The sequence below is a fragment of the Pseudomonas sp. MWU16-30322 genome, assembly GCF_020515535.1.
GTDB classification, from domain to species: Bacteria; Pseudomonadota; Gammaproteobacteria; order Pseudomonadales; family Pseudomonadaceae; genus Aquipseudomonas; species Aquipseudomonas fluorescens_H.
This window is the reverse complement of the sequence record NZ_JAIWYL010000008.1, coordinates 334,612-361,067: the sequence shown is the minus strand read 5'-3', so window position 1 is coordinate 361,067 and position 26,456 is coordinate 334,612. Positions and strand designations below refer to the sequence as shown.

The following is a 26,456-nucleotide window of genomic DNA, read 5'->3' as shown; positions in this document are numbered from 1 at the left end:
GCACGCAGGAAGCCCGGACTAATAAGATGGCATTGAAATCCCCCGCGTTTCGTAAAAAATTTCCGTTGTTGGTAACCGGCAGTCTGCTGGCTATGCAACCTCTGGCCAGTCAATTCGTTGTCGCCGCCGAGCAGTATGACTGCGCCGTCTCGGCAACGGGTGGCTGGGCTTGTGCGCCCAAGACGTCGGCAGCTGCATTGCCGCCGCGTCCGGTGCATGACGGCAGTGCCGTCAGCGCCGCTGGCGAAGCCCCGGCCCAGAACGGTTCCACTTCCGACACCGGCGCCAAGCCTGTGCTGGTCACCGAAGCCAAAGGCCGCGGCCTGAAATCCCGTAGCGAAGACTACAGTCACCTCGACTGGGTTCCGCGCGAGAAGCTCACCGCCGCCCAATTGGCCGAGACCGGTCCTTACTGCTCTGGTTCCTATATCGAACCGATTCGTCCTGGCATGAATGACAAGACGAATAAAAGTGACGCACCGACCTTTATCGGCGCCAAAGCCTCGCGCTACAACACCCAAGATCAGGTGGGTACGCTGGCCGGCGACGTGGTCCTGCGTCAGGGCAGCATGCAGGTCGAGTCCGACGAGGCCAGCCTGTACCAGGCCGAGAGCCGCGCCGAACTCAATGGTGACGTGCGCATTCGCGACAACGGTGCACTGATCGTCGGCGACCACGCCGATGTGCAGCTCGATACCGGTGAAGCCAAGGTCGACAACGCCGAATACGTGCTGCACAAATCGCGCATCCGCGGTAACGCGCTGTACGCCAAGCGTGCCGAAAACGCGATCATCCGCTTGAAGGACGGCACGTACACCACGTGCGAACCGAACAGCAACGCCTGGCAGCTCAAGGGCAACAACATCACCCTGAACCCTGCCACCGGCTTCGGTACCGCGACCAACGTGACACTGCGGGTCAAGGACATTCCGATCCTGTACACGCCGTACATCTACTTCCCGATCGATGACCGTCGTCAGTCGGGCTTCCTGCCGCCGACCATCGGCACCGGCAGCGACACCGGCTTCATGCTGGTCACCCCGTACTACTTCAACCTGGCACCGAACTACGATGCCACGTTGTATCCGCGTTACATGAGCAAGCGTGGCATGCTGGTCGAAGGCGAGTTCCGATACCTGACCAAGTCCAGCGAAGGTCAGTTCGGTGCGGCGTACCTCAACGATGAAGATACCGATCGCAGCAAACAGTCCGATTACGAAAAAAATCGCTATATGTACAACTGGCAGCACAAGGGCGGTCTCGACTCCCGCGTGTATACCCAGGTTGACTACACCAAGATCAGCGATCCGTATTACTTCCAGGATCTGACCACCGATCAGATCGGTGTGAAGAGCTCTGACTATGTGAACCAGCAGGGTTCGGTGACCTACCGCGGCGACAGCTACACCGCTCGCCTGAATGCGCAGCAGTACCAATTGGCAACCGTTTCGAACATCACGCCTTACGGCCGTCTGCCGCAGATCACCTTCAATGGTCAGTTGCCGTATCACCCGGAAGGTTTGAATTTCGATTATGAGACCGAAATTGTTCGGTTCGATCGTGACCTGCAAAACGGTAACTTTACCGATGAAGATGGCACCATCTCGCCACGCCTGGATACAAACATCCAAGGCTTGGCGCGCGCTAACGGCGACCGTCTGAATCTGAAGCCAGGCGTCAGCCTGCCGATGAACTGGACTTACGGCTTCCTGAAGCCATCGCTCAAATACCAGTACACCCAGTACCAGCTGGATCTGGACAGTATCGGCAAAGGCCAGATCGCAAATCAAACCGCTGAGCAGAACAAACTCAACGGCACCTTCGACAGCAACCAGAACCGTGGCGTACCGATTGCCAGCGTCGACAGCGGCCTGTATTTCGACCGCAACACGTCGTACTTCGGCACGAACTATCGCCAGACCCTGGAACCGCGTCTGTTCTACCTCTATGTACCCAAGGTTGATCAGGAAGACATTCCAGTATTCGACACCAGTGAATACACCTTCAACTACGCGTCGTTGTTCCGCGACAACCGCTTCTCCGGCTCCGACCGCGTCGGCGACGAGAACAAGCTGTCGCTGGGTGTAACCAGCCGCTGGATCGAAGACAACGGTTTCGAACGTCAGCGCATCAGCGTGGGCCAGGCTTACTACTTCAAGGATCGTGAAGTACAACTGCCAGGCATCGCGTTCAAGGATCGCAAAGATGCCCAGTCCGACGTATCGCCATACGCACTGGAATACGAATACCGCTGGAACCGCGACTGGCGCACCACTGCCGATTACAACTGGGACCCGGACAGCCGCAGCCCACGTTCCGGCAGTGCGATGTTCCATTACCAGCCTGAGGACAACCCGAACAAGATCGTCAACGTCGGCTATCGCTATCGTAATGACCAGGTTCGCTACGACCAGACCACCGGTAAGTGGTCGGTGGGCGGTGGCGACTACGGCACCCCGGGGCAGCCTGGCTACGTGAAGGACTACTACAAGATCCAGCAGCATGACTTCTCGGTCATCTGGCCGATCGTTCCACAGTGGAGCGCGATCAGCCGCTGGCAGTACGACTACAACCGCAACCGTACGCTGGAAGCCTTCGGTGGTTTCGAGTACGACAACTGCTGCTGGAAACTGCGCCTGATCAACCGTTACTGGGTTTCCTATGACGAATTCAGTCAGGAAGCTCCGCAAAACGAAAAAGGCGACCACGGCGTCTTCCTCCAAATTGTTCTGAAGGGACTCGGCGGCCTCACCGGCGCCAAAACCGAGAGCTTCCTCGACAAAGGCATCCAAGGTTATCGTCAACGTGAAGACCAAGCTTTCTGATTGTCTGCGCCCGCTGCTGCTGGGCGCGCTGTTCCTGGGTACTGCGGCCAATGCCGCAGTTCAGTCCATCGATAAAGTGGTCGCGATCGTTGATAACGACGTGGTCATGCAGAGCCAACTGGACCAGCGTGTCCACGAAGTTCAGCAGACCATCGCCAAGCGCGGGGGCGGCATGCCGCCTCCCGGCGTGCTGGATCAGCAGGTGCTCGAGCGTCTGATCGTCGAAAACCTGCAACTGCAGATCGGCGAACGCTCCGGCATTCGCATTACCGATGAAGAGCTGAACCAGGCGGTCGGCACTATCGCTCAGCGCAACAACATGACCGTGGATCAATTCCGCGCTGCTCTGGCTCACGACGGCTTGTCCTACGACGACGCCCGTGACCAGATCAAGCGCGAGATGATCATCAGCCGTGTGCGTCAGCGCCGCGTGGCAGAACGCATCCAGGTCTCCGAGCAGGAAGTGAAGAACTTCCTCGCCTCCGATCTGGGCAAGATGCAACTGTCCGAAGAGCTGCACCTGGCGAACATCCTGATTCCAACGCCGGAAAGCGCCAATTCTGAAGCGATTCAGAGCGCTTACCGTCAGGCCATGGACGTTTACCAGCAACTCAAGCAAGGCGCTGACTTCGGTCAACTGGCCGTTGCCAAGTCCGGCAGCGACAACGCTCTGGAAGGCGGCGACATGGGCTGGCGTAAAGCCGCTCAACTGCCACCTCCGTTCGATCGCGAGCTGAGCAACATGGCGGTGGGTGATATCACCCAACCGGCACGCACACCAGGTGGCTTCATCATCCTGAAAGTGCTCGGCAAGCGTGGCGGTGAAACCCAGATGCGTGATGAGGTGCATGTGCGCCACATTCTGGTCAAGCCAAGCCCGATCCGCGACGAAGCCAAGACCAAAGCGCTGGTGCAGTCGCTGTACGAACGCATCCTGGCGGGTGAAGACTTCGCTGAACTGGCAAAGAACTACTCCGAAGACCCGGGTTCGGCGCTCAACGGCGGCGACTTGAACTGGATCGACCCGAACGCACTGGTACCGGAATTCCGCGAAGTGATGGCCAAGACCCCACAAGGTCAGCTGTCCAAGCCGTTCCAGACTCAGTACGGCTGGCACGTTCTGGAAGTCCTTGGCCGCCGCGCCACCGACAGCACCGAGCAGGCCCGCGAGCAACAGGCAATGACCGTTCTGCGTAACAAAAAATACGATGAAGAGCTGCAAAACTGGCTGCGTCAGATTCGTGAAGAAGCCTACGTAGAAATCAAACTCCCTGGTGCAGACCAGGCAGCGCAGTGAAACCCAAGCGTTTCGCGTTGACACCCGGCGAACCAGCCGGCATCGGTCCCGACCTGTGCCTGCTGCTCGCCTCGCAAGCCCAGCCACACCCCCTGATTGCCATCACCAGCCGCGACCTGCTCCTCGAGCGGGCCGCGCAGCTGGGGCTGGCCGTCACTTTGCTGGAGGTGGCGCCAGATCACTGGCCGGATGTACCGGCACCCGCCGGCAGCCTGTACGTCTGGGATACCCCGCTCAGCGCCCCCGTGGTTGCCGGGCACCTGGACAAGGCTAACGCCGCATTCGTTCTGGAAACCCTGACCCGCGCCGGCAACGGCTGTCTGAACGGCGATTTCGCCGGGATGATCACCGCTCCGGTACACAAAGGCGTGATCAACGAATCAGGCATCCCGTTCTCCGGGCATACGGAATTCCTCGCCGACCTGACCCATACCGCACAAGTGGTGATGATGCTCGCCACCCGCGGTTTGCGCGTGGCGCTGGTCACCACCCACCTGCCGCTGCGCGAGATTGCCGATGCAATCACCCCTGATCGGCTGGAGCGGGTCACACGGATTCTGCACGCCGACCTGCAAGACAAATTCGGCATCGCCCAGCCACGCATCCTGGTCTGCGGACTCAACCCGCACGCCGGTGAAGGCGGCCACCTGGGCCATGAAGAAATCGACATCATCGAACCTACATTAGAGCGCCTGCGCGGCGAGGGCATGGACCTTCGTGGCCCGCTGCCTGCCGACACTCTGTTTACCCCCAAATATCTGGAGCACTGCGATGCAGTGCTGGCGATGTACCACGACCAGGGCCTGCCCGTGCTGAAGTACAAAGGCTTCGGCGCCGCGGTCAACATTACCCTTGGCCTGCCGATCATCCGCACCTCGGTCGACCACGGCACCGCCCTGGATCTGGCCGGCAGCGGCAAGATCGACACCGGCAGCCTGCAGGTCGCCCTGGAAACCGCCTACCAGATGGCCGAGACCCGTTTATGACCGAGCAATACCAACACAAGGCGCGCAAACGCTTTGGCCAGAACTTCCTGCACGATGCCGGCGTCATCGACCGCATCCTGCGCTCCATCAGCGCCAAATCCGGCGACCGCATGCTGGAAATCGGCCCGGGCCAGGGCGCACTGACGGCTGGCCTGCTCTACTCCGGCGCGCAACTCGACGTGGTGGAACTGGACAAGGACCTGATCCCGATCCTCAACCAGCAGTTCGCCGGCAAGAGCAACTTCAACCTGCATCAGGGCGATGCGCTGAAGTTCGACTTCAATACACTGAACGCCGCGCCGAACAGCCTGCGCGTGGTCGGCAACCTGCCGTATAACATCTCCACGCCGCTGATTTTCCACCTGCTGAATAACGCCGGCATCATTCGCGACATGCACTTCATGCTGCAGAAGGAAGTGGTCGAGCGCCTGGCCGCGGGCCCCGGTGGTGGCGACTGGGGTCGTCTGTCGATCATGGTTCAGTACCATTGCCGCGTGGAACACCTGTTCAACGTCGGCCCGGGCGCGTTCAACCCGCCGCCGAAGGTCGACTCGGCCATCGTCCGTCTGGTGCCGCACGCCGTATTGCCACACCCGGCCAAGGATCATCGCCTGCTCGAGCGCGTGGTACGCGAAGCGTTCAACCAGCGCCGCAAGACCCTGCGCAACACCCTCAAGCAATTGATGACCGCTGCCGAGATCGAAGCCGCCGGCGTCGATGGCAGCCTGCGCCCCGAGCAACTGGACCTGGCCGCATTCGTGCGCCTGGCCGACAAGCTCAGCGAACAAGCCCCGCAAGCCCCCGCCGCCGACTGACCGGCGATGAACGCTATCGGGCAGGACGCCACTCTGGTTTACTGCCCGATACTTGCCTAGACTGATTCCCCATCAGCTACGCCTCGCGTTCCGCTTTGCTTAAGGCCCTTTTGCATGTCCGATTCTCGCTATCAGGTCGATGTCAGTGTCGTCACCCACTATCTGGCAGACCAATCGCAACCCGAGCACAACCGCTTCGCCTTCGCCTACACCATCACCGTGCAAAACAATGGCGCGCTCCCGGCCAAGCTGTTGTCGCGGCATTGGGTGATCACCGACGGTGACGGGCATGTCGAAGAAGTGCGCGGCGCCGGTGTCGTCGGCCAGCAACCGCTGATCGACACAGGCAAGAGCCACACTTACAGCAGCGGCACAGTGATGACCACCAAGGTCGGCACCATGCAGGGCTCTTATGAAATGGTCGCCGACGACGGCAAGCATTTCGACGCGATCATCAAGCCTTTCCGCCTCGCTGTACCCGGAGCCTTGCACTGATGACGACGTACGCCGTCGGCGACCTGCAAGGCTGCCTCGAACCGCTCAAATGTCTGCTCAAGCAAGTGGCTTTCGACCCGAAGCTCGATCGGCTGTGGCTGGTCGGCGACCTGGTCAACCGCGGCCCGCAATCGCTGGAAACCCTGCGGTTTCTCTACGGCATGCGTGACTCGCTGGTTTGCGTATTGGGTAACCATGACCTGCACCTGCTCGCTGCGGCCAACAACATTGAGCGCCTGAAGAAGTCCGATACCCTGCGCGAGATCATTGAAGCCCCCGACGCGGCCGATCTGCTCGAGTGGCTGCGCCAGCAAAAGCTCATGCACTACGACGAGCAACGTGAAGTGGCCATGGTGCATGCGGGCATTCCTCCGCAGTGGTCCTTGCGCAAGGCCCTGAAGTACGCGGCCGAGGCCGAAGCGGCACTGCGTGACGACAACCTGTTTCCGCTTTACCTGGACGGCATGTACGGCAATGAGCCGGCGAAATGGGACAGCGAGCTCACGGGCGTGACCCGCCTGCGCGTCATCACCAACTATTTCACCCGCATGCGCTTCTGCACCGCCGAGGGCAAGCTCGACCTCAAAAGCAAGGAAGGCCTCGATACCGCCCCGCCGGGCTACAAGCCCTGGTTCCAGCACAAGGAGCGCAAGACCCGCGGTCTGCGGATCATCTTCGGTCACTGGGCCGCGCTGGAAGGCGACGTTCACGAACCGGGTATCTCGGCGCTGGACACCGGTTGTGTCTGGGGCGGCAGCCTTACATTGATGAACGTCGACAGCGGCGAGCGCGTGTCCTGCAAGTGCGATGAACATGGCGGGCTTGCACCATCAGTCGCACCACTTATCCCCGAAACGTCGCCAGTCAGCGCGCCGCGTTAGACTGCGCATTCTGCCGAGCTACAGGAACCCGCCATGAGCGAATTCAAACGAATCCCCCCGGAACAGGCCCAGGCCCTGCGTGAACAAGGCGCAGTCGTGGTTGATGTCCGTGATCCCGCCACCTTTGCCGCACTGCATATCAGTGGCTCGAAGCATTTGGACAACCATTCCTTGCACGCTTTTATCCAGGGCGCCGACCTTGATGCACCGACTGTCGTCGTTTGCTATCACGGCAATTCCAGCCAGGGTGCCGCCGCGTACCTGATCAGTCAGGGCTTCTCCGACGTCTACAGCATGGACGGCGGTTTCGAGTTGTGGCGTACGACTTATCCTGCAGAAACCGCGCAAGGCACGCCCGAATAATTTTTTTTGTCCCGCGCAGGCCCCGGCTGCCGTGGGCCTGCGCGGGGCAGACGAACGGTCTGCCACAACTAATTACGTATCTCCCCTTTACCTCCCGAATTCCCAACTATCCTTAAGCCCAGGCCATCCAAAACAGGGGAGAGCCGGTACACCGGCGCACGGGTCATCGGGAGTGACTTTCAAGGTTGTCGACCGCGAAAGTGTTCTGGGGGGTAAACAAGTGGCCACAGCGGCTGCTTGCCAGCATCGACTGAGTGATCCGGCGTCGGCTCCACGTATCGAGCGAGGTGACGTCATGAGTATCTTTAGCCACTTCCAACAACGCTTCGAGTCCACACGCCAGGAAGAACTCTCGCTGCAAGAGTACCTGGAGCTGTGCAAGAAAGACCGGAGCGCCTACGTTTCCGCAGCCGAGCGTCTATTGATGGCCATCGGCGAACCGGAACTGCTCGACACATCGACCAATTCGAGGCTGTCGCGCATCTTCTCCAACAAGGTGATCCGTCGCTATCCGGCCTTTGAAGACTTCCACGGGATGGAAGAATGCATCGACCAGATCGTCTCGTATTTCCGCCATGCCGCCCAAGGCCTGGAAGAGAAGAAACAGATCCTCTACCTGCTCGGTCCCGTCGGGGGCGGTAAATCGTCCCTGGCCGAGAAGCTGAAACAGCTGATGGAAAAGGTGCCCTTCTACGCGATAAAGGGTTCGCCGGTATTCGAATCGCCCCTGGGTCTGTTCAACGCCACCGAAGATGGCGCGATCCTCGAGGAAGACTTCGGCATTCCACGGCGCTACCTGAACACCATCATGTCGCCTTGGGCGACCAAACGCCTGGCCGAATTCGGCGGCGACATCAGCCAGTTCCGCGTGGTCAAGTTGTACCCGTCGATCCTCAATCAGATCGCCGTGGCCAAAACCGAACCGGGCGACGAGAACAACCAGGACATCTCGGCGCTGGTCGGTAAGGTCGACATTCGCAAACTCGAGGAATACCCACAGAACGACGCCGACGCCTACAGCTACTCCGGTGCGCTATGCCGGGCCAACCAGGGTCTGATGGAATTCGTCGAAATGTTCAAGGCACCGATCAAGGTGCTGCACCCATTGCTGACCGCCACCCAGGAAGGCAACTACAACAGTACCGAGGGCCTCGGCGCGATTCCGTTCACCGGGATCCTGCTCGCGCACTCCAACGAATCGGAGTGGCACACCTTCCGCAACAACAAGAACAACGAAGCCTTCATCGACCGGATCTACATCGTCAAAGTGCCGTACTGCCTGCGGGTCAGCGACGAGGTGAAGATCTACGACAAGTTGTTGTTCAACAGTTCGCTGGCCAAGGCGCATTGCGCACCGGACACTCTGAAGATGCTGGCGCAGTTCACCGTGCTGTCGCGCCTCAAGGAGCCGGAAAACTCCAACATCTACTCGAAGATGCGCGTCTACGACGGGGAAAACCTCAAGGACACCGACCCGAAAGCCAAGTCGATTCAGGAATACCGCGACTCGGCCGGCGTCGACGAGGGCATGAACGGCCTGTCGACCCGGTTTGCATTCAAGATCCTGTCCAAGGTGTTCAACTTCGATCCGCATGAAATCGCCGCCAACCCGGTGCACCTGCTGTATGTGCTGGAACAGCAGATCGAACAGGAACAGTTCCAGGCCGAGACCCGCGAACGCTACCTGCGCTACCTCAAGGAATACCTGGCGCCGCGTTATATCGAATTCATCGGCAAGGAGATCCAGACCGCGTACCTGGAGTCTTACAGCGAATACGGGCAAAACATCTTCGACCGCTACGTGCTGTATGCAGACTTCTGGATTCAGGATCAGGAATACCGCGACCCGGAAACCGGCGAGATTCTCAACCGTGTCGCCTTGAACGAAGAACTGGAGAAAATCGAGAAACCGGCCGGCATCAGCAATCCGAAGGATTTCCGCAACGAGATCGTCAACTTCGTATTGCGCGCCCGAGCCAACAACAACGGCAAGAACCCGACCTGGCTCAGCTACGAAAAACTGCGGGTGGTCATCGAGAAGAAAATGTTCTCGAACACCGAAGACCTGCTGCCAGTCATCAGCTTCAATGCCAAGGCCAGCAAAGAGGATCAACAGAAACACAACGACTTCGTTACTCGAATGGTCGAACGCGGCTACACCGACAAACAGGTACGACTGCTGTCCGAGTGGTACCTGCGGGTCCGGAAGTCGCAGTGAAGCAGTTGCAAGCTTCTAGCTATCAGCTGCAAGAACAAAGCGCGTAACCCACAGATGCCCGGGAACCTGCTTTTACTTGCAGCTTGAAGCTCACAACTTGAAGCTGCCCGGAGGGCTTCCTATGAGTTATGTGATCGACCGACGTCTCAATGGCAAGAACAAGAGCACGGTGAACCGCCAGCGCTTCCTGCGGCGTTACCGTGATCACATCAAGAAGGCTGTCGAAGAGGCGGTCAGCCGGCGTTCCATCACCGATATGGAACACGGCGAACAGATCAGCATTCCCGGTCGCGACATCGACGAACCGGTGCTTCACCACGGTCGCGGCGGCAAGCAGACCGTGGTTCATCCCGGCAACAAGGAATTCACTGCCGGCGAACATATCGCCCGTCCACCGGGGGGTGGCGGCGGACGCGGTCCGGGCAAGGCCGGCAATTCCGGCGAGGGGATGGACGAGTTCGTCTTCCAGATCACCCAGGAAGAATTCCTCGAATTCATGTTCGAAGACCTCGAACTGCCGAATCTGGTGAAACGCAACCTCAGTGGTACCGACACGTTCAAGACTGTGCGCGCCGGGATCAGCAACGAGGGTAACCCGTCGCGGATCAACATCATCCGCACCCTGCGCTCGGCTCACGCCAGGCGCATTGCGCTGTCCGGCAGCAGCCGTGCCAAACTGCGCGAGGCCAAAGAGGAACTGGCGCGATTAAAGCGCGAAGAGCCGGATAACTTCGGCGATATTCAGGAACTCGAAGCGGAAATCGAAAAACTCAGCGCGCGCATTCATCGCGTGCCGTTTCTCGACACCTTCGACCTCAAGTACAACCTGCTGATCAAGCAACCCAACCCCAGCTCGAAAGCGGTGATGTTCTGCCTGATGGACGTTTCCGGCTCGATGACCCAGGCGACCAAAGACATCGCCAAACGCTTTTTCATCCTGCTGTACCTGTTCCTCAAGCGGAATTACGACAAGATCGACGTCGTGTTCATCCGCCACCACACCAGCGCCCGGGAAGTGGACGAGGAAGAATTCTTCTATTCACGGGAAACCGGCGGCACCATCGTCTCCAGCGCGCTGAAGCTGATGCAGGAGATCATGGCCGAGCGCTACCCCAGCAACGAATGGAACATCTATGCCGCGCAGGCTTCCGACGGCGACAACTGGAACGATGACTCGCCGATCTGCCGCGACATCCTGATCAACCAGATCATGCCGTTTGTGCAGTACTACACTTATGTGGAGATCACCCCGCGCGAGCACCAGGCCCTCTGGTACGAATACGAACGCATCGCCGAAGCCTTTTCCGACACGTTTGCCCAGCAGCAACTGGTCTCGGCCGGGGATATCTATCCGGTCTTCCGTGAACTCTTCCAGCGCAGGTTAGTGACATGACCGCCAAAGAGCAGAAACGCCAACCCATCTCCACCGGCTCCGAATGGACGTTCGAGCTGATCCAGGCCTACGACCGCGAAATCGCCCGGATTGCGGCCGGCTACGCGCTGGATACCTATCCCAACCAGATCGAAGTGATCACCGCCGAGCAGATGATGGATGCCTATGCCTCGGTCGGCATGCCACTGGGCTATCACCACTGGTCCTACGGCAAACACTTCCTCAGCACCGAGAAATCCTACAGCCGCGGCCAGATGGGGCTGGCCTACGAAATCGTGATCAACTCGGACCCGTGCATCGCCTACCTGATGGAGGAAAACACCATCTGCATGCAGGCGCTGGTGGTCGCTCACGCGTGCTACGGGCACAACAGTTTTTTCAAGGGCAACTACCTGTTCCGCACCTGGACTGACGCCAGCTCGATCATCGATTACCTGGTGTTCGCCAAGCAGTACATCATGCAATGCGAAGAGCGCCACGGTATCGACGCGGTGGAGGACCTGCTCGACTCCTGCCATGCGCTGATGAACTACGGGGTCGACCGCTACAAGCGCCCGTATCCGATCTCCGCCGAGGAAGAACGCCGGCGGCAGAAAGATCGCGAAGAGCACATGCAGAAGCAGATCAACGACCTATGGCGCACCATCCCCAAAGGCGCGGACAAATACAGCGACAAGGACAACGCGCGCTTCCCGGCCGAGCCTCAGGAAAACATCCTGTACTTCATCGAGAAACACGCCCCGCTACTGGAGCCGTGGCAGCGGGAGATCGTGCGGATCGTACGCAAGATCGCCCAGTATTTTTATCCACAGCGCCAGACTCAGGTGATGAACGAAGGCTGGGCCACGTTCTGGCACTACACGCTGATGAACGACCTGTACGACGAGGGCCTGGTGACCGACGGCTTCATGATGGAATTCCTCACCTCGCACACCAGCGTGGTGTTCCAGCCGGGCTTCGACAGTCCTTACTACAACGGGATAAACCCCTACGCACTGGGTTTCGCGATGTATCGCGACATCCGCCGCATGTGCGAAAACCCCACCGAGGAAGACCGGCGCTGGTTCCCGGACATCGCCGGCTCCGACTGGCTGTCGAGCATCAAGTTCGCCATGAGCAGCTTCAAGGATGAGAGTTTCATCCTGCAATACCTGTCACCGAAGGTGATCCGTGACCTGAAACTGTTCAGCATTCTCGATGACGATCAGAAGGACGATTTGCTGGTACCGGCGATCCATGACGAAACCGGCTACCGGATCATCCGCGAAACCCTGGCTGCGCAGTACAACCTCGGCAACCGCGAGCCCAACGTGCAGATCTACAGCATCGACCGGCGCGGCGACCGCTCGCTGACCCTGCGTCACCAGCAACATGACCGCAAACCCTTGGGCGACTCCACCGACGAGGTACTGAAACATCTGCACCGCTTGTGGGGCTTCGATATTCATCTGGAAACCCTGCAGGGTGACCAGATCATGAAAACCCACCATGTACCACCGCGAAGTGAACACAGCGAAGGCGATTACGGTCGGCTCGACCTGGCCGTGATTCATCTTTAGATGCGGCTCTGACCTCCGAAAGTCCGGCGCAAGGGTTATCCTGTCGGGCTAACGGAGGTTTTTTATGCAGATTTTCAAGGTTGGCGGTGCGGTGCGCGATCGCTTGCTCGGCTTACCGGTAACCGATATTGATTGGGTGGTGGTCGGCGCCACGGCAGACGAGATGCTCGCCAAGGGTTATCGCCCGGTTGGAGCGGATTTTCCGGTATTCCTTCACCCCAAGACCGGCGAGGAATACGCCCTCGCCCGCACCGAACGCAAAAGCGGTCGCGGTTATGGCGGCTTCACCTTTCACGCCAGCCCCGAAGTCACCCTCGAAGAAGACCTGATCCGCCGTGATCTGACGATCAACGCGATCGCCGAGGACGACCTGCAAAACCTGACCGATCCGTATCATGGCCAGCGCGATCTCGAAGCGCGCATCCTGCGCCACGTTTCCCCCGCATTCGCCGAAGATCCGCTCCGTGTGCTGCGCGTTGCGCGCTTTGCTGCCCGATATGCCAGTCTTGGCTTCACTGTCGCACCAGAAACACTGGAACTGATGCGCCAGCTCAGTGAGTCCGGTGAACTGCAGGCGCTGACCGCCGAACGCAGCTGGAAAGAAATCTCCCGCGCACTGATGGAAGATCAGCCGCAGGTATTCATCCAGGTGCTGCGCGACTGTGGCGCCTTGAAAGTATTGATGCCGGAAGTCGACGCGCTGTTCGGCGTACCGCAACCGGAAGCGCATCACCCGGAAATCGACACCGGCCTGCACACTCTCAGCGTTCTGGAGCAATCAGCGCTGCACGAACAACCGCTAACGGTACGCTGGGCTTGTCTGCTGCATGACCTCGGCAAAGGCCTGACGCCGGAAGAAGAGTGGCCACGACATATCGCCCATGAACACACCGGGTTGAAGCTGATCAAAGCGGTCAACGAACGCTTCAAGGCACCGAAGGATTGTCAGGAGTTGGCCTTGCTTGTCGGCAAGTACCACACCCACTGTCACCGGGCGCTGGAATTGAAGGCCTCAACATTGCTGGAGCTGTTGCAGAACTTTGATGTGTATCGACGACCGCAGCGGTTTGAAGAGTTTATCGGCGCATGCGAAATGGACGCCCGAGGCCGTAAAGGGCTGGAGCAGAGAAGTTATCCACAGGCGGATTATCTGCGCGGCGCTGCCAGGGCTGCACGGGAAGTCGCGGTGCAGCCGTTGCTGGAGAAGGGATTCAAAGGCCCGGAACTGGGCGAAGCGCTGAAGCGAGAACGACTGAAGGCGCTAAAAGCCTACAAAGACGAGGCGTCAGCCTGAAAAGCTTCACGAGCAAGCCCGCTCCCACAAGGGCAATGCATTCCACATGTGGGAGCGGGCTTGCTCGCGAAAGCGGCAGTCAATTCAACGCAAATCCGAAGACGTGAGCTGCTGCCCACGCCACTCAAAGGCCACCGGCGCCAACACCTGATCAATCTGCGCCTCGGCCCACAACGTCGCGAAGCTTTTTCCCACACCTGGATGCACCCGATCCGGCGCAATCAGCGACAGCGGCCACAGCACAAAGGCGTTTTTCAGGATTTCAGCACGCGGCAGAATCAAGCCGTCGAAGTTACCGGTCAGATCGCCGTATAACAGCACGTCGATATCCAGCGGCAGCCCCTTGCGATCCGGCGCATAGCGACCGTTATCGGCTTCGATGAATTTCAGGCGCCGATCCAGCTCCATCAACGGCAGATCGGTCAGCGCCGAGACTACGAAGTTGTAGAACGGCCCGCTCTTGATCCCCACCGGCTGACTCTCGAACACCGCCGAACAGCGGATATCCACCAGAAACGTCGCCAACGCGTCGAGACCGGCGCGCAAATGGGTTTCGCGCTCGATATTGCTACCGAGCCCGAGGTACACCTGAGTCAGCGACATCCGCGCTCGATCTCCACACCCACGCCACCCTTGGCTGCCGGCACGGCGCCAGGTTTAGTCAGCTTCAGACGAACCCAGGTGATCTTGAATTCGGCCATCAGCACTTCGACCAGACGCTCGGCAAAGGTCTCGACCAGTTGATACTGGGATTGCTCGGCAAAGGCCTGGATGCGCGTGGAAACGCTGGCGTAATCGAGCGCCAGGGTCAGGTCGTCACCGGCCGCTGCCGGGCGATTGTCCCAGGCGAAGCTCAGATCAAGACGCAAGCACTGTCGGATGCCGCGCTCCCAGTCGTAGGCACCGATCACGGTGTCAACTTCCAGGCCCTCGATAAACACTCTGTCCAAGCACTTTTCTCCGCTGCACGACAAGGGCGCAATGCGCCGTTAGAATCAGGGCGTCCTCGCCCGGAATAGTTAGCATGTTTTGGTTAGTGGCGATCCTCGCCTACCTGCTCGGCTCTCTGTCCTTCGCCATTTTGCTCAGCCGCCTGACCGGAAATCCGGATCCGCGAATGAGTGGCTCGGGTAATGCCGGCGCCACCAACATGCTGCGCCTGGCCGGTCGCAAACTGGCGATCCTGACCCTGCTGGGTGATCTGTGCAAAGGCCTGGTACCGGTGCTGATCGCAGCGGCCATAGGCCTTTCGCTGCAGGATCAGGCCTGGATCGGCGTGTGCGCCGTGATCGGTCACCTGTTCCCGCTGTATTTCCGTTTTCGCGGCGGCAAAGGCGTCGCCACGGCTGCCGGCATGTTGCTAGGCCTGTATCCGCCCGCCGCACTGCTGGCGGTGTGTGCCTGGCTGCTGACGTTCTACCTGACCCGCACCAGCTCGCTGGCGGCGCTGATTGCCACGCCCCTGACCCTGCCCTTGCTTGCGTGGCAAGAACCGGAGGCGCTACTGCCGATGAGCGCGTTGACGCTACTGATCGTCTGGCGCCACCGCGGCAATCTACGCGACCTGTTTGCCGGGCGCGAACGGCATTTTTAAATACCGCTCAGCCACACTGCCCATCACAGCGCCGACAACTGCTCCATCGGCCAGCGCGCCTGCACGCTGATCGCCAGACTTTCCTGCTGACCGGCCTGCAAACGCTGGCAACCGGCAAACGCGATCATCGCGCCATTGTCGGTGCAGAACTCGGGACGGGCGTAGAACACCTCGCCCTGCATGTCGCCGAGCATCTTTTCCAGCGATGCGCGCAACGCCTTGTTGGCGCTGACGCCGCCAGCGATCACCAGACGCTTCATGCCCGCGTGTTTGAGCGCGCGCTTGCACTTGATGGTCAAAGTCTCCACCACGGCCTGCTGGAACGCCAGCGCGATGTCGCAACGGACTTGCTCGCTGTCGTCCCCGGCGCTGACGCATTGCTGCCAGGTGTTGAGGGCAAAGGTTTTCAGACCGCTGAAGCTGAAATCCAGACCCGGACGATCACACATCGGACGCGGGAAGGTGAAACGCCCTGCGACGCCCTTCTCGGCCAGCTTGGCGATTTCCGGCCCGCCCGGATAATTGAGGCCCATCATTTTCGCGGTTTTGTCGAACGCTTCGCCGGCAGCATCGTCGAGCGTCTCGCCGAGCAGGCTGTATTGGCCAATGCCATCGACCTGAACCAGCTGCGTATGACCACCGGAAACCAACAAAGCGACGAACGGGAATTCCGGCGGTTTTGGCTCCAGCATTGGCGCCAGCAAGTGGCCTTCCATGTGGTGAACTCCGAGTGCCGGAATACCCCAGGCAAACGCCAGCGCCTGCGCGCAAGAGGCACCGACCAGCAGCGCTCCGACCAGGCCGGGGCCCGCGGTGTAGGCGATCGCGTCGATCTCGGTCGGCACGCAGTCAGCCTCGGCCAACACCTGACGAATCAAGGGCAGCATGCGCTTGACGTGGTCACGCGAGGCCAGCTCCGGCACCACACCGCCATAAATGCGGTGCAGGTCGATCTGACTGAACAGCGCGTCGGCCAGCAGGCCGCGTTCACTGTCGTATAATGCGACGCCGGTTTCGTCGCAGGAAGTTTCTAATCCCAGTACTAGCATGGGTTTGCGCCTTGTTTAGGCTGAATTCGAAGGCGCGCATAATAGTCGCCATGCGATGCCCCGACTAGCGGTTTTCGATCAGAGGCTTTGCATTCCGAGCGATGAGGGGTTAACATCCGCAACCCTTAAAAACCGACGTCTTCAAGTGCTCTTTTGCCGCGAGGATGTTGACCCCGGTAATGAATGAAGGTAGCTCTGGATGCCAGCCGTCAAAGTTAAAGAGAACGAACCCTTCGACGTAGCTCTGCGTCGTTTCAAGCGCTCCTGCGAAAAAGCCGGTGTACTGGCTGAAGTTCGTAGCCGCGAATTTTACGAGAAGCCAACTTCTGAGCGTAAGCGCAAAGCAGCAGCCGCTGTTAAGCGTCACGCCAAGAAAGTTCAGCGCGAACAGCGCCGCGCCGTTCGTCTGTACTAATACACAGACGATCGTAGCAAGCTTCTTGCCTAAGCCCGGCCCTCAGCCGGGCTAATGGCATTTGCGTAAAACGCTTGATGCTTCACCGTCGAAGCCGCACATGCGATCGAGACAAAACTGCTTCACCGCGTCAGGCCTGGCTCTTTTGCCAGCGGTGCACGTCTTTTCTGACGAGCCTTTCAAGGCTACTGACGAGCACACCCACTGATTCCTCTCACGACGATCAGCCCAAGGCACCTGCATGCGTGCCCGTTTTATTGAGCTATCCGAGGCCATTTATCGGCCGTCAGCGGATTCAGCGCAACACTTTCAAATAGTCGAAGACTGATAGGCACTAACGTCAGTGGATTTTCGGCAGATACACTTCCCGACAGCGATCACGCAAACGACACCGGTCGAGCCGCCCATTTTGTGCGCTTCACTCAAGACCTGCGTCCGGCCGCCTTTCGCATCGGACTCATTACAAGCACAGACGAGAACGCCATGGCCGGGCTGATTCCCCAGAGCTTTATTGACGACCTCCTGAACCGCACCGACATCGTCGACGTGGTCAGCTCGCGTGTGCAACTGAAAAAGGCCGGCAAGAACTACACCGCCTGCTGCCCGTTTCATAAAGAGAAAACCCCGTCGTTCAGCGTCAGCCCCGACAAGCAGTTCTATTACTGCTTCGGCTGCGGCGCCGGCGGCAACGCCCTCGGCTTTCTCATGGACCACGACAACCTGGATTTCCCCCAGGCCGTCGAGGACCTGGCCAAAGCCGCCGGCATGGAAATCCCCCGCGAGGAAAGCGGTCGCCCGCACAAACCGCGGCAACCGACCGATTCACCACTGTATCCGCTGCTCACCGCCGCCGCCAATTTTTACCGGCAGGCGCTCAAGAGCCATCCCGCACGCAAAGCCGCCGTGGATTATCTCAAGGGCCGTGGCCTGACTGGCGAGATCGCCCGGGACTTCGGCCTGGGTTTCGCACCGCCGGGCTGGGACAATCTGTTCAAGCATTTGAGCAGCGACACGTTGCAGCAGAAAGCCATGATCGACGCCGGCCTGCTGATCGAGAACGCCGAAACCGGCAAACGCTATGACCGCTTTCGCGATCGCGTGATGTTCCCGATCCGTGATACCCGTGGCCGGATCATCGCTTTCGGTGGCCGGGTACTCGGCGACGACAAGCCGAAATACCTGAACTCACCGGAAACTCCGGTGTTCCATAAAGGCCAGGAACTCTACGGCCTCTATGAAGCACGCAAGAACAACCGCAATCTCGATGAAATCATCGTCGTCGAAGGCTACATGGACGTCATCGCTCTTGCCCAGCAAGGCTTGCGCAATGCCGTCGCGACCCTGGGCACAGCGACCAGCGAAGAACACCTCAAGCGCCTGTTTCGCGTCGTGCCGAACGTTCTGTTCTGTTTCGACGGCGACCAGGCCGGCCGCAACGCTGCATGGCGCGCCCTGGAAGCAACACTGCCGTGCCTGCAGGATGGACGCCGCGCACGCTTCCTGTTTCTTCCGGAAGGCGAAGACCCGGACACCCTGGTTCGCGCCGAAGGCACTGACGCTTTCAAGGCACGCATCAATCAGCATGCGCAGCCGCTGGCAGACTATTTCTTCCAGCAACTGACCGAGGAAGCCGATCCGCGCTCGCTCGAAGGCAAGGCTCACATGGCCACCCTCGCCGCACCGTTGATCGACAAAGTGCCGGGCGCCAACCTGCGCATCCTGATGCGTCAGCGCCTGACCGAAATCACCGGTCTGAGCAGCGAAACCGTCAGTCAGCTGGCCCAAAGCGCACCACAGGAAGCGCCGCCCGCCTACGATCCAGGCATCGATTACGACGCAATGCCGGACTACAGCGACTACCATCAGCCGCAGGCACAGGATATGTACGTGCCGCAGCAAGAGTGGACGCCAAAGAAACCCGGCGCCGGCGGCAAGAAATGGGACAAGAAACCCTGGGACAAGAACGGCAAGCGCGGTGGTGATCGCGATCAACAGCGCCCACGCACGCCGATTGGCGTCGAGTCGCCAACCCTGACCGCCCTGCGTACATTGCTGCACCACCCGCAACTGGCCAAGCGCGTTGAAGACGCCGGACACATTGCGGACGAAAATCAGACCAACGCACAGTTACTTGTGGCGCTGCTCGAGGCCGTACAGAAGAATCCCAAGCTAAACTCATTTCAGTTGATCGCGCGATGGCACGGCACTGAACAAGGTCGGTTGCTCAAGGCACTGGCGGAAAAGGAGTGGCTGATTGACGGAGAAAACCTTGAACAACAGTTTTTCGACACCATTACTAGCTTGTCAGCCCGCCAACGCGAGCGAAATCTGGAACAGTTGCTCAGGAAAGCGCGTCAAAGCGAACTGAGCGCCGAAGAGAAAAATCAACTGCGCGACCTTCTAAGTCGCAATGTTTCCGCATCAAACCCGACCTCAACTGGCGCGTGAGGTCATAGCTCAGGTATAATCCTCGGCTTGTTTTTTGCCCGCCAAGACCTTCAGTGGATAGGGTGTTATGTCCGGAAAAGCGCAACAGCAGTCTCGTATTATTGAGTTGATCAAACTGGGTCGTGAGCAGAAGTATCTGACTTACGCCGAGGTCAACGACCACCTGCCCGAGGATATTTCAGATCCGGAGCAGGTGGAAGACATCATCCGCATGATTAACGACATGGGGATCCCCGTACACGAGAGTGCTCCGGATGCGGACGCCCTTATGTTGGCCGACGCCGATACCGACGAGGCCGCTGCGGAAGAAGCAGCTGCCGCGTTGGCAGCGGTGGAGACCGATATCGGTCGCACCACTGACCCTGTGCGCATGTATATGCGTGAGATGGGTACGGTCGAGCTTCTGACTCGTGAAGGCGAAATCGAAATCGCCAAACGTATCGAAGAAGGCATCCGTGAAGTGATGAGCGCTATTGCGCACTTCCCTGGCACGGTTGACCACATTCTCTCCGAGTACACTCGCGTCACCACCGAAGGTGGTCGCCTGTCCGACGTTCTGAGCGGTTACATCGACCCGGACGACGGCATTGCGCCGCCGGCTGCCGAAGTGCCACCGCCGATCGACGCGAAAGCCGCCAAGGCTGACGACGATACCGACGACGATGACGCCGAAGCTTCGGATGACGAAGAAGAAGCCGAAAGCGGTCCGGATCCGGTCATCGCTGCCCAGCGTTTCGGCGCTGTGGCCGATCAGATGGAAATCACCCGCAAGGCCCTGAAAAAGCACGGTCGTCACAACAAGGCAGCGGTTGCCGAGTTGCTGGTCCTGGCCGAGCTGTTCATGCCGATCAAACTGGTACCGAAGCAATTCGAAGCCCTGGTCGAGCGTGTTCGCAGTGCCCTGGATCGTCTGCGTCAGCAAGAGCGCGCGATCATGCAACTGTGCGTACGTGATGCACGTATGCCACGCGCCGATTTCCTGCGTCAGTTCCCAGGCAATGAAGTCGACGAAAGCTGGTCCGACGCCTTGGCCAAAGGCAAGAGCAAATACGCCGAAGCCATTGGTCGCGTTCAGCCGGATATCATTCGTTGCCAGCAGAAGCTGACCGCGCTGGAAACCGAGACTGGTCTGACCATCGCTGAAATCAAGGACATCAACCGTCGCATGTCGATCGGTGAGGCCAAGGCCCGCCGCGCGAAGAAAGAGATGGTTGAAGCCAACTTGCGTCTGGTGATCTCGATCGCCAAGAAGTACACCAACCGCGGCCTGCAATTCCTCGATCTGATCCAGGAAGGCAACATCGGTCTGATGAAAGCGGTGGACAAGTTCGAATACCGTCGTGGTTACAAGTTCTCGACTTATGCCACCTGGTGGATCCGTCAGGCGATCACTCGCTCGATCGCCGACCAGGCCCGCACCATCCGTATTCCGGTGCACATGATCGAGACGATCAACAAGCTCAACCGCATTTCCCGCCAGATGCTGCAGGAAATGGGTCGCGAACCGACCCCGGAAGAGCTGGGCGAACGCATGGAAATGCCTGAGGACAAGATCCGCAAGGTATTGAAGATCGCTAAAGAGCCGATCTCCATGGAAACCCCGATCGGTGATGACGAAGACTCTCATCTGGGTGACTTCATCGAAGACTCGACCATGCAGTCGCCAATCGATGTTGCAACCGTTGAAAGCCTGAAAGAAGCGACCCGCGAAGTGCTGTCCGGCCTCACTGCCCGTGAAGCCAAGGTACTGCGCATGCGCTTCGGTATCGACATGAACACCGACCACACACTCGAAGAAGTGGGCAAACAGTTTGACGTAACGCGTGAGCGGATCCGTCAGATCGAAGCCAAGGCGCTGCGCAAGCTGCGCCACCCGACGCGAAGCGAGCATCTGCGCTCCTTCCTCGACGAGTGATACCAGAACCCCCGGCCCAGGCCGGGGGTTTTGTTTATGGGCAGATTAAATCCCTCTCACCGCCCCTCCCCTGCATACCCCGTCTACACTCGAAAACAATGAATCCCGTGCCATAACGAGACGGTTATGCCCAGACTGGCGCCCTTGCTTTTCTTGCTGTCACTGATGATCTGGACCGCAACGGCTGACGCGCTGACTCTGACCGATGAAGAACGTAGCTGGCTGGCGGCTCACCCGGACTTGCGCCTGGGTGTCGATGCTTCGTGGCCGCCTTTCGAGTTCCGCGATGATGAAAACCGCTATCAGGGCCTGGCCGCCGACTATATCGGCGTGATCCGCCAGCGACTGGCGATCAATCTCACCCCCGTCGAACCGTCGAGCTGGACCGAAGTACTGGAGCAGGTCAAACACGGCAAGATCGATCTGCTGCCGGGCATCATGTCCACCCCGGAGCGGCAAAACTATCTGTCATTCACCCGCCCCTACCTCGACTTCCCCATTGTCATCCTCGCCCACGTCGGCGGCGCCCAGCCTCGCAAGATAGAGGATTTGTACGGTTTGAAAATTGCGGTCGTGGAAAACTACGCCCCCCATGAACTGCTGCGTACACACCACCCGGATCTGAATCTGGTGGCCATGCCCAATGTCAGCTCGACCTTGCAGGCATTGGCCACCGGCCAGGTCGACGCGGTTGTCGGCGATCTCGCTTCCAGTGTCTGGAGCCTGCGCCAACTCAAGCTCGAAGGCTTGTACGTCAGCGGCGAAACACCGTACCGCTACCAGTTGGCGATGGCTGTACCGCGCGACAACAAAATGCTGGTGGAGATTCTGGACAAAGTCCTCGCCGACATGACTCCGGACGAGATCAGCAGCATTCAGGAACATTGGGTCGGCAACGTCCTCGACCATCGGACATTCTGGTCGGACCTGCTGATTTATGGTCTACCCGGTCTGTCGCTGCTGGTGATCATTCTGGCGGTGGTCATTCGCATCAATCGCCGCTTGAGTTCGGAAATTGCCCGACGTGTCGACCTCGAACAGGAATTGCGCAGCAGCGAATACCACTACCGCGGGCTGGTGGAAAGCCTGTCGGCCATCGCCTGGGAAGCGCGCATAAGCGACTTCACCTACAGCTATGTGTCGCCCCATGCCGAGGATCTGCTCGGTTATCCACAGGCGCACTGGCTGATTCCGGGCTTCTGGCGCAACATCATCCACCCCGCCGACCTGACCCGCGCCGAGGCCATCTGTGATGACGCGGTACGTGAAGGACGCGATCACACCCTCGACTATCGGGTGATCACCGCAGACGGGCGCTGTCTGTGGGTACGCGACATTGTCAGTCTGATTGAACATGGCCATGAGCCGGTGATGCGCGGCTTGATGATCGACATCAGCGAAACCAAACGGACCGAAGAAGCGCTGCGCCTGTCGGAACAGAAGTTCGCCTCGGTGTTCCAGCAATGCCCGGACATTCTGGTGATCGCGCGGCTGTCCGATGGCTGCCTGCTGGAAGTCAACGAGGCCTTTGAAGAACAGATAGGCCTGAAAGCGGAAGAAGTCGTCGGCCAGACCGCCACTGAACTCAACATCTGGGGCATTCCCGGGGTCGGCCCGGGATTGTTGCAGCGCTTGCAGGCCGGCAGCATCCGCAACCTGGAGATGCCTTTTCGCCGCAACAATGGCCATGTGTTCACCGGCCTGATTTCCGCCGAGCCGTTCGATCTCGACACCACTCCGGCGCTGGTGGTGGTAGTGCGCGACATCACCCAGCTCAAGGAAACCCAACAGCAACTGCAAACTTCCGAAGAGAAGTTCGCCAAGGCCTTCCACGCCTCGCCGGATGGATTACTGTTGTCGCGGCAAAGCGATGGTCTGTTACTGGAGGTCAACGAGGGCTTCAGCCGCATCACCGGCTTCAACAGCGCGATGTCGGTGGATCGCTCGGCGCTGGACCTGGGGATCTGGGTCAACCTCAACGAACGCAAGCTGATGCTCGATCTGCTGCACCGCGACGGCTTCGTACGCGACTTTACCTGCCATATCCGTCGCAGCGACGGGCAGATCCGTCTGTGCGAAGTGTCCAGCCGCCCCCTGCCAATCGGCGACGAAGACTGCATGCTGACCATCGCCCGGGACATCACCGAGCGCCATTTGATGCAGGAAAAGCTGCAGCAGGCCGCCACCGTATTCGAGAGCACTGCCGAAGGCGTACTGATCACTGACACTCAACAGCACATCAGCGCGGTCAACCGCGCGTTCAGCGAAATCACCGGTTATAGCGAAAGTGAAGCCCTCGGCCACACCCCGCGTCTGCTCGCCTCCGGCCTGCACGACAGCGCGTTCTACGCGGCGATGTGGCACCAGTTGACCGACGAGGGACACTGGCAGGGCGAGATTTCCAACCGGCGCAAGAACGGCGAACTGTACCCGAGCTGGCTGACCATCAGCGCCGTGCGCAACCGCGACAAGTTCATCACCCACTTCGTCGCGGTATTTGCTGACATCTCCAGCCTCAAACACGCGCAAGCCAAGCTCGACTATCAAGCGCACCATGACCCGCTCACCGGCCTGCCGAATCGCACGCTGTTCGAAAGCCGCCTGCTGACCGCGCTGAACAGTCAGCAGGAAAACGGTGGTCAGGGCGCCGTGCTGTTCCTTGATCTCGACCGTTTCAAACACATCAACGACAGCCTCGGCCACCCGGTCGGCGACCTGCTGCTCAAGGGCATTGCCGTGCGCCTGAAAGAACAGCTGCGTGATATCGACACCGTCGCGCGGCTGGGGGGCGACGAGTTCATCATCCTGCTGCCGGGCCTGCAACAAGTCAGCGATGCGGACAACATCGCAATCAAACTGCTCAACTGCTTTAGCGCACCGTTTCAGGCTGGTGAGCACGAGTTTTTTATCAGCGCCAGCATCGGCACCAGCCTGTATCCACGGGACGGCTGTGATGTCGCCACCCTGGTGAAAAACGCCGACGCGGCGATGTACCGCTCCAAGGCCAAGGGCCGCAACCGCGTCGAAAGCTACACCCGTGACCTCACCGCCCAGGCCAGCGAGCGCGTGGCTCTGGAGCACGAACTGCGCCGGGCCATCGAGCGCGAAGAATTGTTCCTCTACTACCAACCGAAAATCAGCCTCGACGACCATCGCCTGGTCGGTGCCGAAGCGCTGATCCGCTGGCGCCACCCGACCTTCGGCGAAGTGCCGCCGGAGCACTTCATCCCGTTGGCCGAAGAGAACGGCATGATCCTGCAGATCGGCGATTGGGTGCTCGAGACCGCCTGCCGGCAGATGTTCGAGTGGAATCAGATCTACGACAGCCTTGGCCCGCTGTCGGTCAACCTGGCCGGCGCGCAACTGCGGCAGCCGAATCTGCTCGGGCGCATCGAACAACTGCTCAGGGACAACCGTCTGCAGCCGGATTTACTGCAACTGGAAATTACCGAAAACTTCATCATGAGCCAGGCTGAAGAAGCACTGGCGGTGCTGCACCAGCTCAAACATCTGGGCGTTCAACTGGCGATCGACGACTTCGGCACCGGTTATTCTTCGCTCAGTTACCTGAAACGCCTGCCGCTGGACATCCTCAAGATTGACCAGTCATTTGTCCGCGGACTGCCCGATGACCCCCACGATGCGGCGATTGTCCGAGCGATCATCGCCTTGGGCCGGAGCATGCAATTCACCGTGATTGCCGAAGGCGTGGAAACTCAGGCCCAGCAACAATTCCTCGCCGCCGAAGGCTGCGAACAGATTCAGGGCTACATCGTCAGCCTGCCACTGCCCCCGGAAGAATTCGCCGCAACGTTTCTTCGTGTAACCGTATCGGATTATTCGGATAGCACAGCCGCCAAACCGTCGCTATAATCCGCGGCCTACTGAGGGCCTATAGCTCAGTTGGTTAGAGCAGAGGACTCATAATCCTTTGGTCCACGGTTCAAGTCCGTGTGGGCCCACCACATTTGAAAGCCGCGCTCCATGCGCGGCTTTTTCTTGGGCGATCGGTTGAGGGGACAATCTTTGCGAGCGCAGTGTTCGGAAGACCTCCCCGAAGGCTGTAGGAATGTTCCGAAGCGATGTTTTCTCCCCTCCCCGTGCCTTGTTGACTGTTTCTCCAGACAAGTAATCTCCGGACGCCACCGCCCGTCCAGAATTGTTTTTATGCTTGTGAATGCTGCGCCACTGATAAGGGAAGCAGCCGACCAACTAATCTGGATCGACCTTGCTCTACCAGATCTGAGAACATTGCCCAGAGAAATTCTGGTCAGCCGCAATCGAAGAAGTCAAAAGGGCTGACGACGCAGAAGGCGCTCTCAAAATCCTTCTGAATCACTTCGGGTTCGTCGACGATTCCGTGCTGGCCGTTACTATCCTCACGCCTATTGGAAACGTTGCAGTCATGCGAGACAAACTGGCCCATATCGTCGAGAAACGTCCAGACTCCCGAGAACGCTATGTTCGGCATGCCATCGATACGCTCACGGGACCATTCGAAGTATGTAAAGTCCTCTACGATAACGGCGGTTTCCGATTGGCATTCATCAACGCCTATGAGGCAAAAAACGACATGCTCGTCGTGGTCGATGTGCGAAACGGGCACGTCCTCTGGAATTTCATGCACGCTCCGTCAAGAGCAATGAACAAGCACCGCCAAGGCGATCTTTTGTACAAGCGGTACATTCTTGAAGACAAAGAAAAGGGCAGCCCGTTGGCTGCCCTTGATATTTGAATCCTGATATTTGCATCCTCAGGAAATAGGATGAAGAGGTCTCACCTTACACCGATGTTGCAGCATCGCTGAGGTACCTACGTCCGCTAAAGCCCTGCAAGGCAGCAGATTTCGCGCTCTTGTTGGCATTCTTGATAACTAGGCCAGGCAAGTCAAACCAAATATTTGATGTTT

General features: G+C 59.1%; 20 protein-coding genes and 1 tRNA gene. 18 read left to right on the top strand and 3 right to left on the bottom strand.

Features of this window, described 5'->3' with window-relative positions; genetic code table 11:
- The first annotated feature begins 26 nt into the window (after positions 1–26).
- The 11 genes from LCH64_RS18875 to LCH64_RS18825 all read left to right on the top strand — a co-directional run bounded on the left by LCH64_RS18875 (position 27) and on the right by LCH64_RS18825 (position 14,126).
- Entirely contained in the window at positions 27–2,825 is a 2,799-nt protein-coding gene (locus tag LCH64_RS18875) for an LPS-assembly protein LptD (RefSeq protein ID WP_226500978.1), read from the top strand.
- Positions 2,806–4,122, top strand: a complete 1,317-nt coding sequence (gene surA / locus LCH64_RS18870) for a peptidylprolyl isomerase SurA (RefSeq protein WP_003228836.1) — start codon at positions 2,806–2,808, stop codon at positions 4,120–4,122. Before LCH64_RS18875 ends, surA begins: the two co-directional genes overlap by 20 nt.
- The gene (gene pdxA / locus LCH64_RS18865) at positions 4,119–5,108 is read left to right on the top strand and encodes a 4-hydroxythreonine-4-phosphate dehydrogenase PdxA (protein ID WP_226500977.1); all 990 of its coding nucleotides are present in this window, start codon (positions 4,119–4,121) and stop codon (positions 5,106–5,108) included. Before surA ends, pdxA begins: the two co-directional genes overlap by 4 nt.
- Positions 5,105–5,923, top strand: a complete 819-nt coding sequence (rsmA, locus tag LCH64_RS18860) for a 16S rRNA (adenine(1518)-N(6)/adenine(1519)-N(6))-dimethyltransferase RsmA (protein WP_226500976.1) — start codon at positions 5,105–5,107, stop codon at positions 5,921–5,923. The genes pdxA and rsmA overlap by 4 nt, the downstream gene beginning before the upstream one ends.
- 114 nt (positions 5,924–6,037) lie before the next feature.
- Positions 6,038–6,418, top strand: coding sequence for a Co2+/Mg2+ efflux protein ApaG (gene apaG, locus LCH64_RS18855; RefSeq protein ID WP_003228843.1), 381 nt, complete (start codon positions 6,038–6,040; stop codon positions 6,416–6,418).
- On the top strand, positions 6,418–7,299 hold the full coding sequence (locus LCH64_RS18850) for a symmetrical bis(5'-nucleosyl)-tetraphosphatase (RefSeq protein ID WP_003228845.1): 882 nt from the start codon (positions 6,418–6,420) through the stop codon (positions 7,297–7,299). The genes apaG and LCH64_RS18850 overlap by 1 nt, the downstream gene beginning before the upstream one ends.
- Positions 7,300–7,332: 33 nt before the next feature.
- Complete coding sequence (glpE, locus tag LCH64_RS18845; RefSeq protein ID WP_003228847.1) at positions 7,333–7,662, top strand: thiosulfate sulfurtransferase GlpE; 330 nt, start codon at positions 7,333–7,335, stop codon at positions 7,660–7,662.
- A gap of 295 nt (positions 7,663–7,957) precedes the next feature.
- The gene (locus tag LCH64_RS18840; protein ID WP_003228848.1) at positions 7,958–9,880 is read left to right on the top strand and encodes a PrkA family serine protein kinase; all 1,923 of its coding nucleotides are present in this window, start codon (positions 7,958–7,960) and stop codon (positions 9,878–9,880) included.
- Between the two features lie 121 nt (positions 9,881–10,001).
- Complete coding sequence (locus LCH64_RS18835) at positions 10,002–11,273, top strand: YeaH/YhbH family protein (RefSeq protein WP_003228849.1); 1,272 nt, start codon at positions 10,002–10,004, stop codon at positions 11,271–11,273.
- The gene (locus tag LCH64_RS18830) at positions 11,270–12,832 is read left to right on the top strand and encodes a SpoVR family protein (protein ID WP_003228850.1); all 1,563 of its coding nucleotides are present in this window, start codon (positions 11,270–11,272) and stop codon (positions 12,830–12,832) included. The genes LCH64_RS18835 and LCH64_RS18830 overlap by 4 nt, the downstream gene beginning before the upstream one ends.
- Positions 12,833–12,896: 64 nt before the next feature.
- Positions 12,897–14,126, top strand: a complete 1,230-nt coding sequence (locus LCH64_RS18825; protein WP_226500975.1) for a multifunctional CCA addition/repair protein — start codon at positions 12,897–12,899, stop codon at positions 14,124–14,126.
- An 84-nt stretch (positions 14,127–14,210) separates the two neighbouring features.
- On the opposite strand, the gene folK is transcribed toward LCH64_RS18825, so the two are convergent.
- Positions 14,211–14,729: a 2-amino-4-hydroxy-6-hydroxymethyldihydropteridine diphosphokinase gene (gene folK, locus LCH64_RS18820; RefSeq protein WP_103521082.1), complete on the bottom strand. Its 519-nt coding sequence runs from the start codon at positions 14,727–14,729 to the stop codon at positions 14,211–14,213.
- A complete protein-coding gene (gene folB, locus LCH64_RS18815; protein WP_003228857.1) occupies positions 14,720–15,076 on the bottom strand; it encodes a dihydroneopterin aldolase in 357 nt (118 codons plus the stop codon). The genes folK and folB overlap by 10 nt, the downstream gene beginning before the upstream one ends.
- Before the next feature lie 74 nt (positions 15,077–15,150).
- Here folB and plsY point away from each other — a divergent pair, with 74 nt between their 5' ends.
- Positions 15,151–15,720 (top strand): glycerol-3-phosphate 1-O-acyltransferase PlsY, encoded by a 570-nt coding sequence (plsY, locus tag LCH64_RS18810; RefSeq protein WP_103485902.1) that lies wholly within the window; start codon positions 15,151–15,153, stop codon positions 15,718–15,720.
- Between the two features lie 23 nt (positions 15,721–15,743).
- Here the strand turns inward: plsY and tsaD are convergent, their stop codons facing one another.
- Positions 15,744–16,769, bottom strand: a complete 1,026-nt coding sequence (gene tsaD / locus LCH64_RS18805) for a tRNA (adenosine(37)-N6)-threonylcarbamoyltransferase complex transferase subunit TsaD (protein ID WP_103485903.1) — start codon at positions 16,767–16,769, stop codon at positions 15,744–15,746.
- A 199-nt stretch (positions 16,770–16,968) separates the two neighbouring features.
- Between tsaD and rpsU the strand changes: the two genes are divergently transcribed.
- The 6 genes from rpsU (at position 16,969) to LCH64_RS18775 (ending at position 26,282) form a co-directional block, all read left to right on the top strand.
- Complete coding sequence (rpsU, locus tag LCH64_RS18800) at positions 16,969–17,184, top strand: 30S ribosomal protein S21 (protein WP_002551877.1); 216 nt, start codon at positions 16,969–16,971, stop codon at positions 17,182–17,184.
- Positions 17,185–17,667: 483 nt separating this feature from the next.
- Entirely contained in the window at positions 17,668–19,632 is a 1,965-nt protein-coding gene (dnaG, locus tag LCH64_RS18795) for a DNA primase (RefSeq protein ID WP_226500974.1), read from the top strand.
- A 67-nt stretch (positions 19,633–19,699) separates the two neighbouring features.
- Positions 19,700–21,547 (top strand): RNA polymerase sigma factor RpoD, encoded by a 1,848-nt coding sequence (gene rpoD, locus LCH64_RS18790; protein ID WP_003228865.1) that lies wholly within the window; start codon positions 19,700–19,702, stop codon positions 21,545–21,547.
- Positions 21,548–21,673: 126 nt separating this feature from the next.
- The gene (locus LCH64_RS18785) at positions 21,674–25,420 is read left to right on the top strand and encodes a bifunctional diguanylate cyclase/phosphodiesterase (protein ID WP_226500973.1); all 3,747 of its coding nucleotides are present in this window, start codon (positions 21,674–21,676) and stop codon (positions 25,418–25,420) included.
- Between the two features lie 15 nt (positions 25,421–25,435).
- Positions 25,436–25,512 (top strand) — tRNA-Ile (locus LCH64_RS18780).
- Positions 25,513–25,907: 395 nt separating this feature from the next.
- Positions 25,908–26,282, top strand: coding sequence for a PBECR2 nuclease fold domain-containing protein (locus LCH64_RS18775; RefSeq protein ID WP_346269200.1), 375 nt, complete (start codon positions 25,908–25,910; stop codon positions 26,280–26,282).
- Positions 26,283–26,456: the final 174 nt, after the last annotated feature.

Coding starts and splice junctions, on each gene's coding strand:
- LCH64_RS18875 (WP_226500978.1), top strand. CDS start 27: ATGGCATTGAAATCCCCCGCGTTTCGTAAAAAATTTCCGTTGTTGGTA.
- rsmA (WP_226500976.1), top strand. CDS start 5,105: ATGACCGAGCAATACCAACACAAGGCGCGCAAACGCTTTGGCCAGAAC.
- apaG (WP_003228843.1), top strand. CDS start 6,038: ATGTCCGATTCTCGCTATCAGGTCGATGTCAGTGTCGTCACCCACTAT.
- LCH64_RS18850 (WP_003228845.1), top strand. CDS start 6,418: ATGACGACGTACGCCGTCGGCGACCTGCAAGGCTGCCTCGAACCGCTC.
- glpE (WP_003228847.1), top strand. CDS start 7,333: ATGAGCGAATTCAAACGAATCCCCCCGGAACAGGCCCAGGCCCTGCGT.
- LCH64_RS18840 (WP_003228848.1), top strand. CDS start 7,958: ATGAGTATCTTTAGCCACTTCCAACAACGCTTCGAGTCCACACGCCAG.
- LCH64_RS18835 (WP_003228849.1), top strand. CDS start 10,002: ATGAGTTATGTGATCGACCGACGTCTCAATGGCAAGAACAAGAGCACG.
- LCH64_RS18830 (WP_003228850.1), top strand. CDS start 11,270: ATGACCGCCAAAGAGCAGAAACGCCAACCCATCTCCACCGGCTCCGAA.
- LCH64_RS18825 (WP_226500975.1), top strand. CDS start 12,897: ATGCAGATTTTCAAGGTTGGCGGTGCGGTGCGCGATCGCTTGCTCGGC.
- folK (WP_103521082.1), bottom strand. CDS start 14,729: ATGTCGCTGACTCAGGTGTACCTCGGGCTCGGTAGCAATATCGAGCGC.
- plsY (WP_103485902.1), top strand. CDS start 15,151: ATGTTTTGGTTAGTGGCGATCCTCGCCTACCTGCTCGGCTCTCTGTCC.
- tsaD (WP_103485903.1), bottom strand. CDS start 16,769: ATGCTAGTACTGGGATTAGAAACTTCCTGCGACGAAACCGGCGTCGCA.
- rpsU (WP_002551877.1), top strand. CDS start 16,969: ATGCCAGCCGTCAAAGTTAAAGAGAACGAACCCTTCGACGTAGCTCTG.
- dnaG (WP_226500974.1), top strand. CDS start 17,668: ATGGCCGGGCTGATTCCCCAGAGCTTTATTGACGACCTCCTGAACCGC.
- rpoD (WP_003228865.1), top strand. CDS start 19,700: ATGTCCGGAAAAGCGCAACAGCAGTCTCGTATTATTGAGTTGATCAAA.
- LCH64_RS18785 (WP_226500973.1), top strand. CDS start 21,674: ATGCCCAGACTGGCGCCCTTGCTTTTCTTGCTGTCACTGATGATCTGG.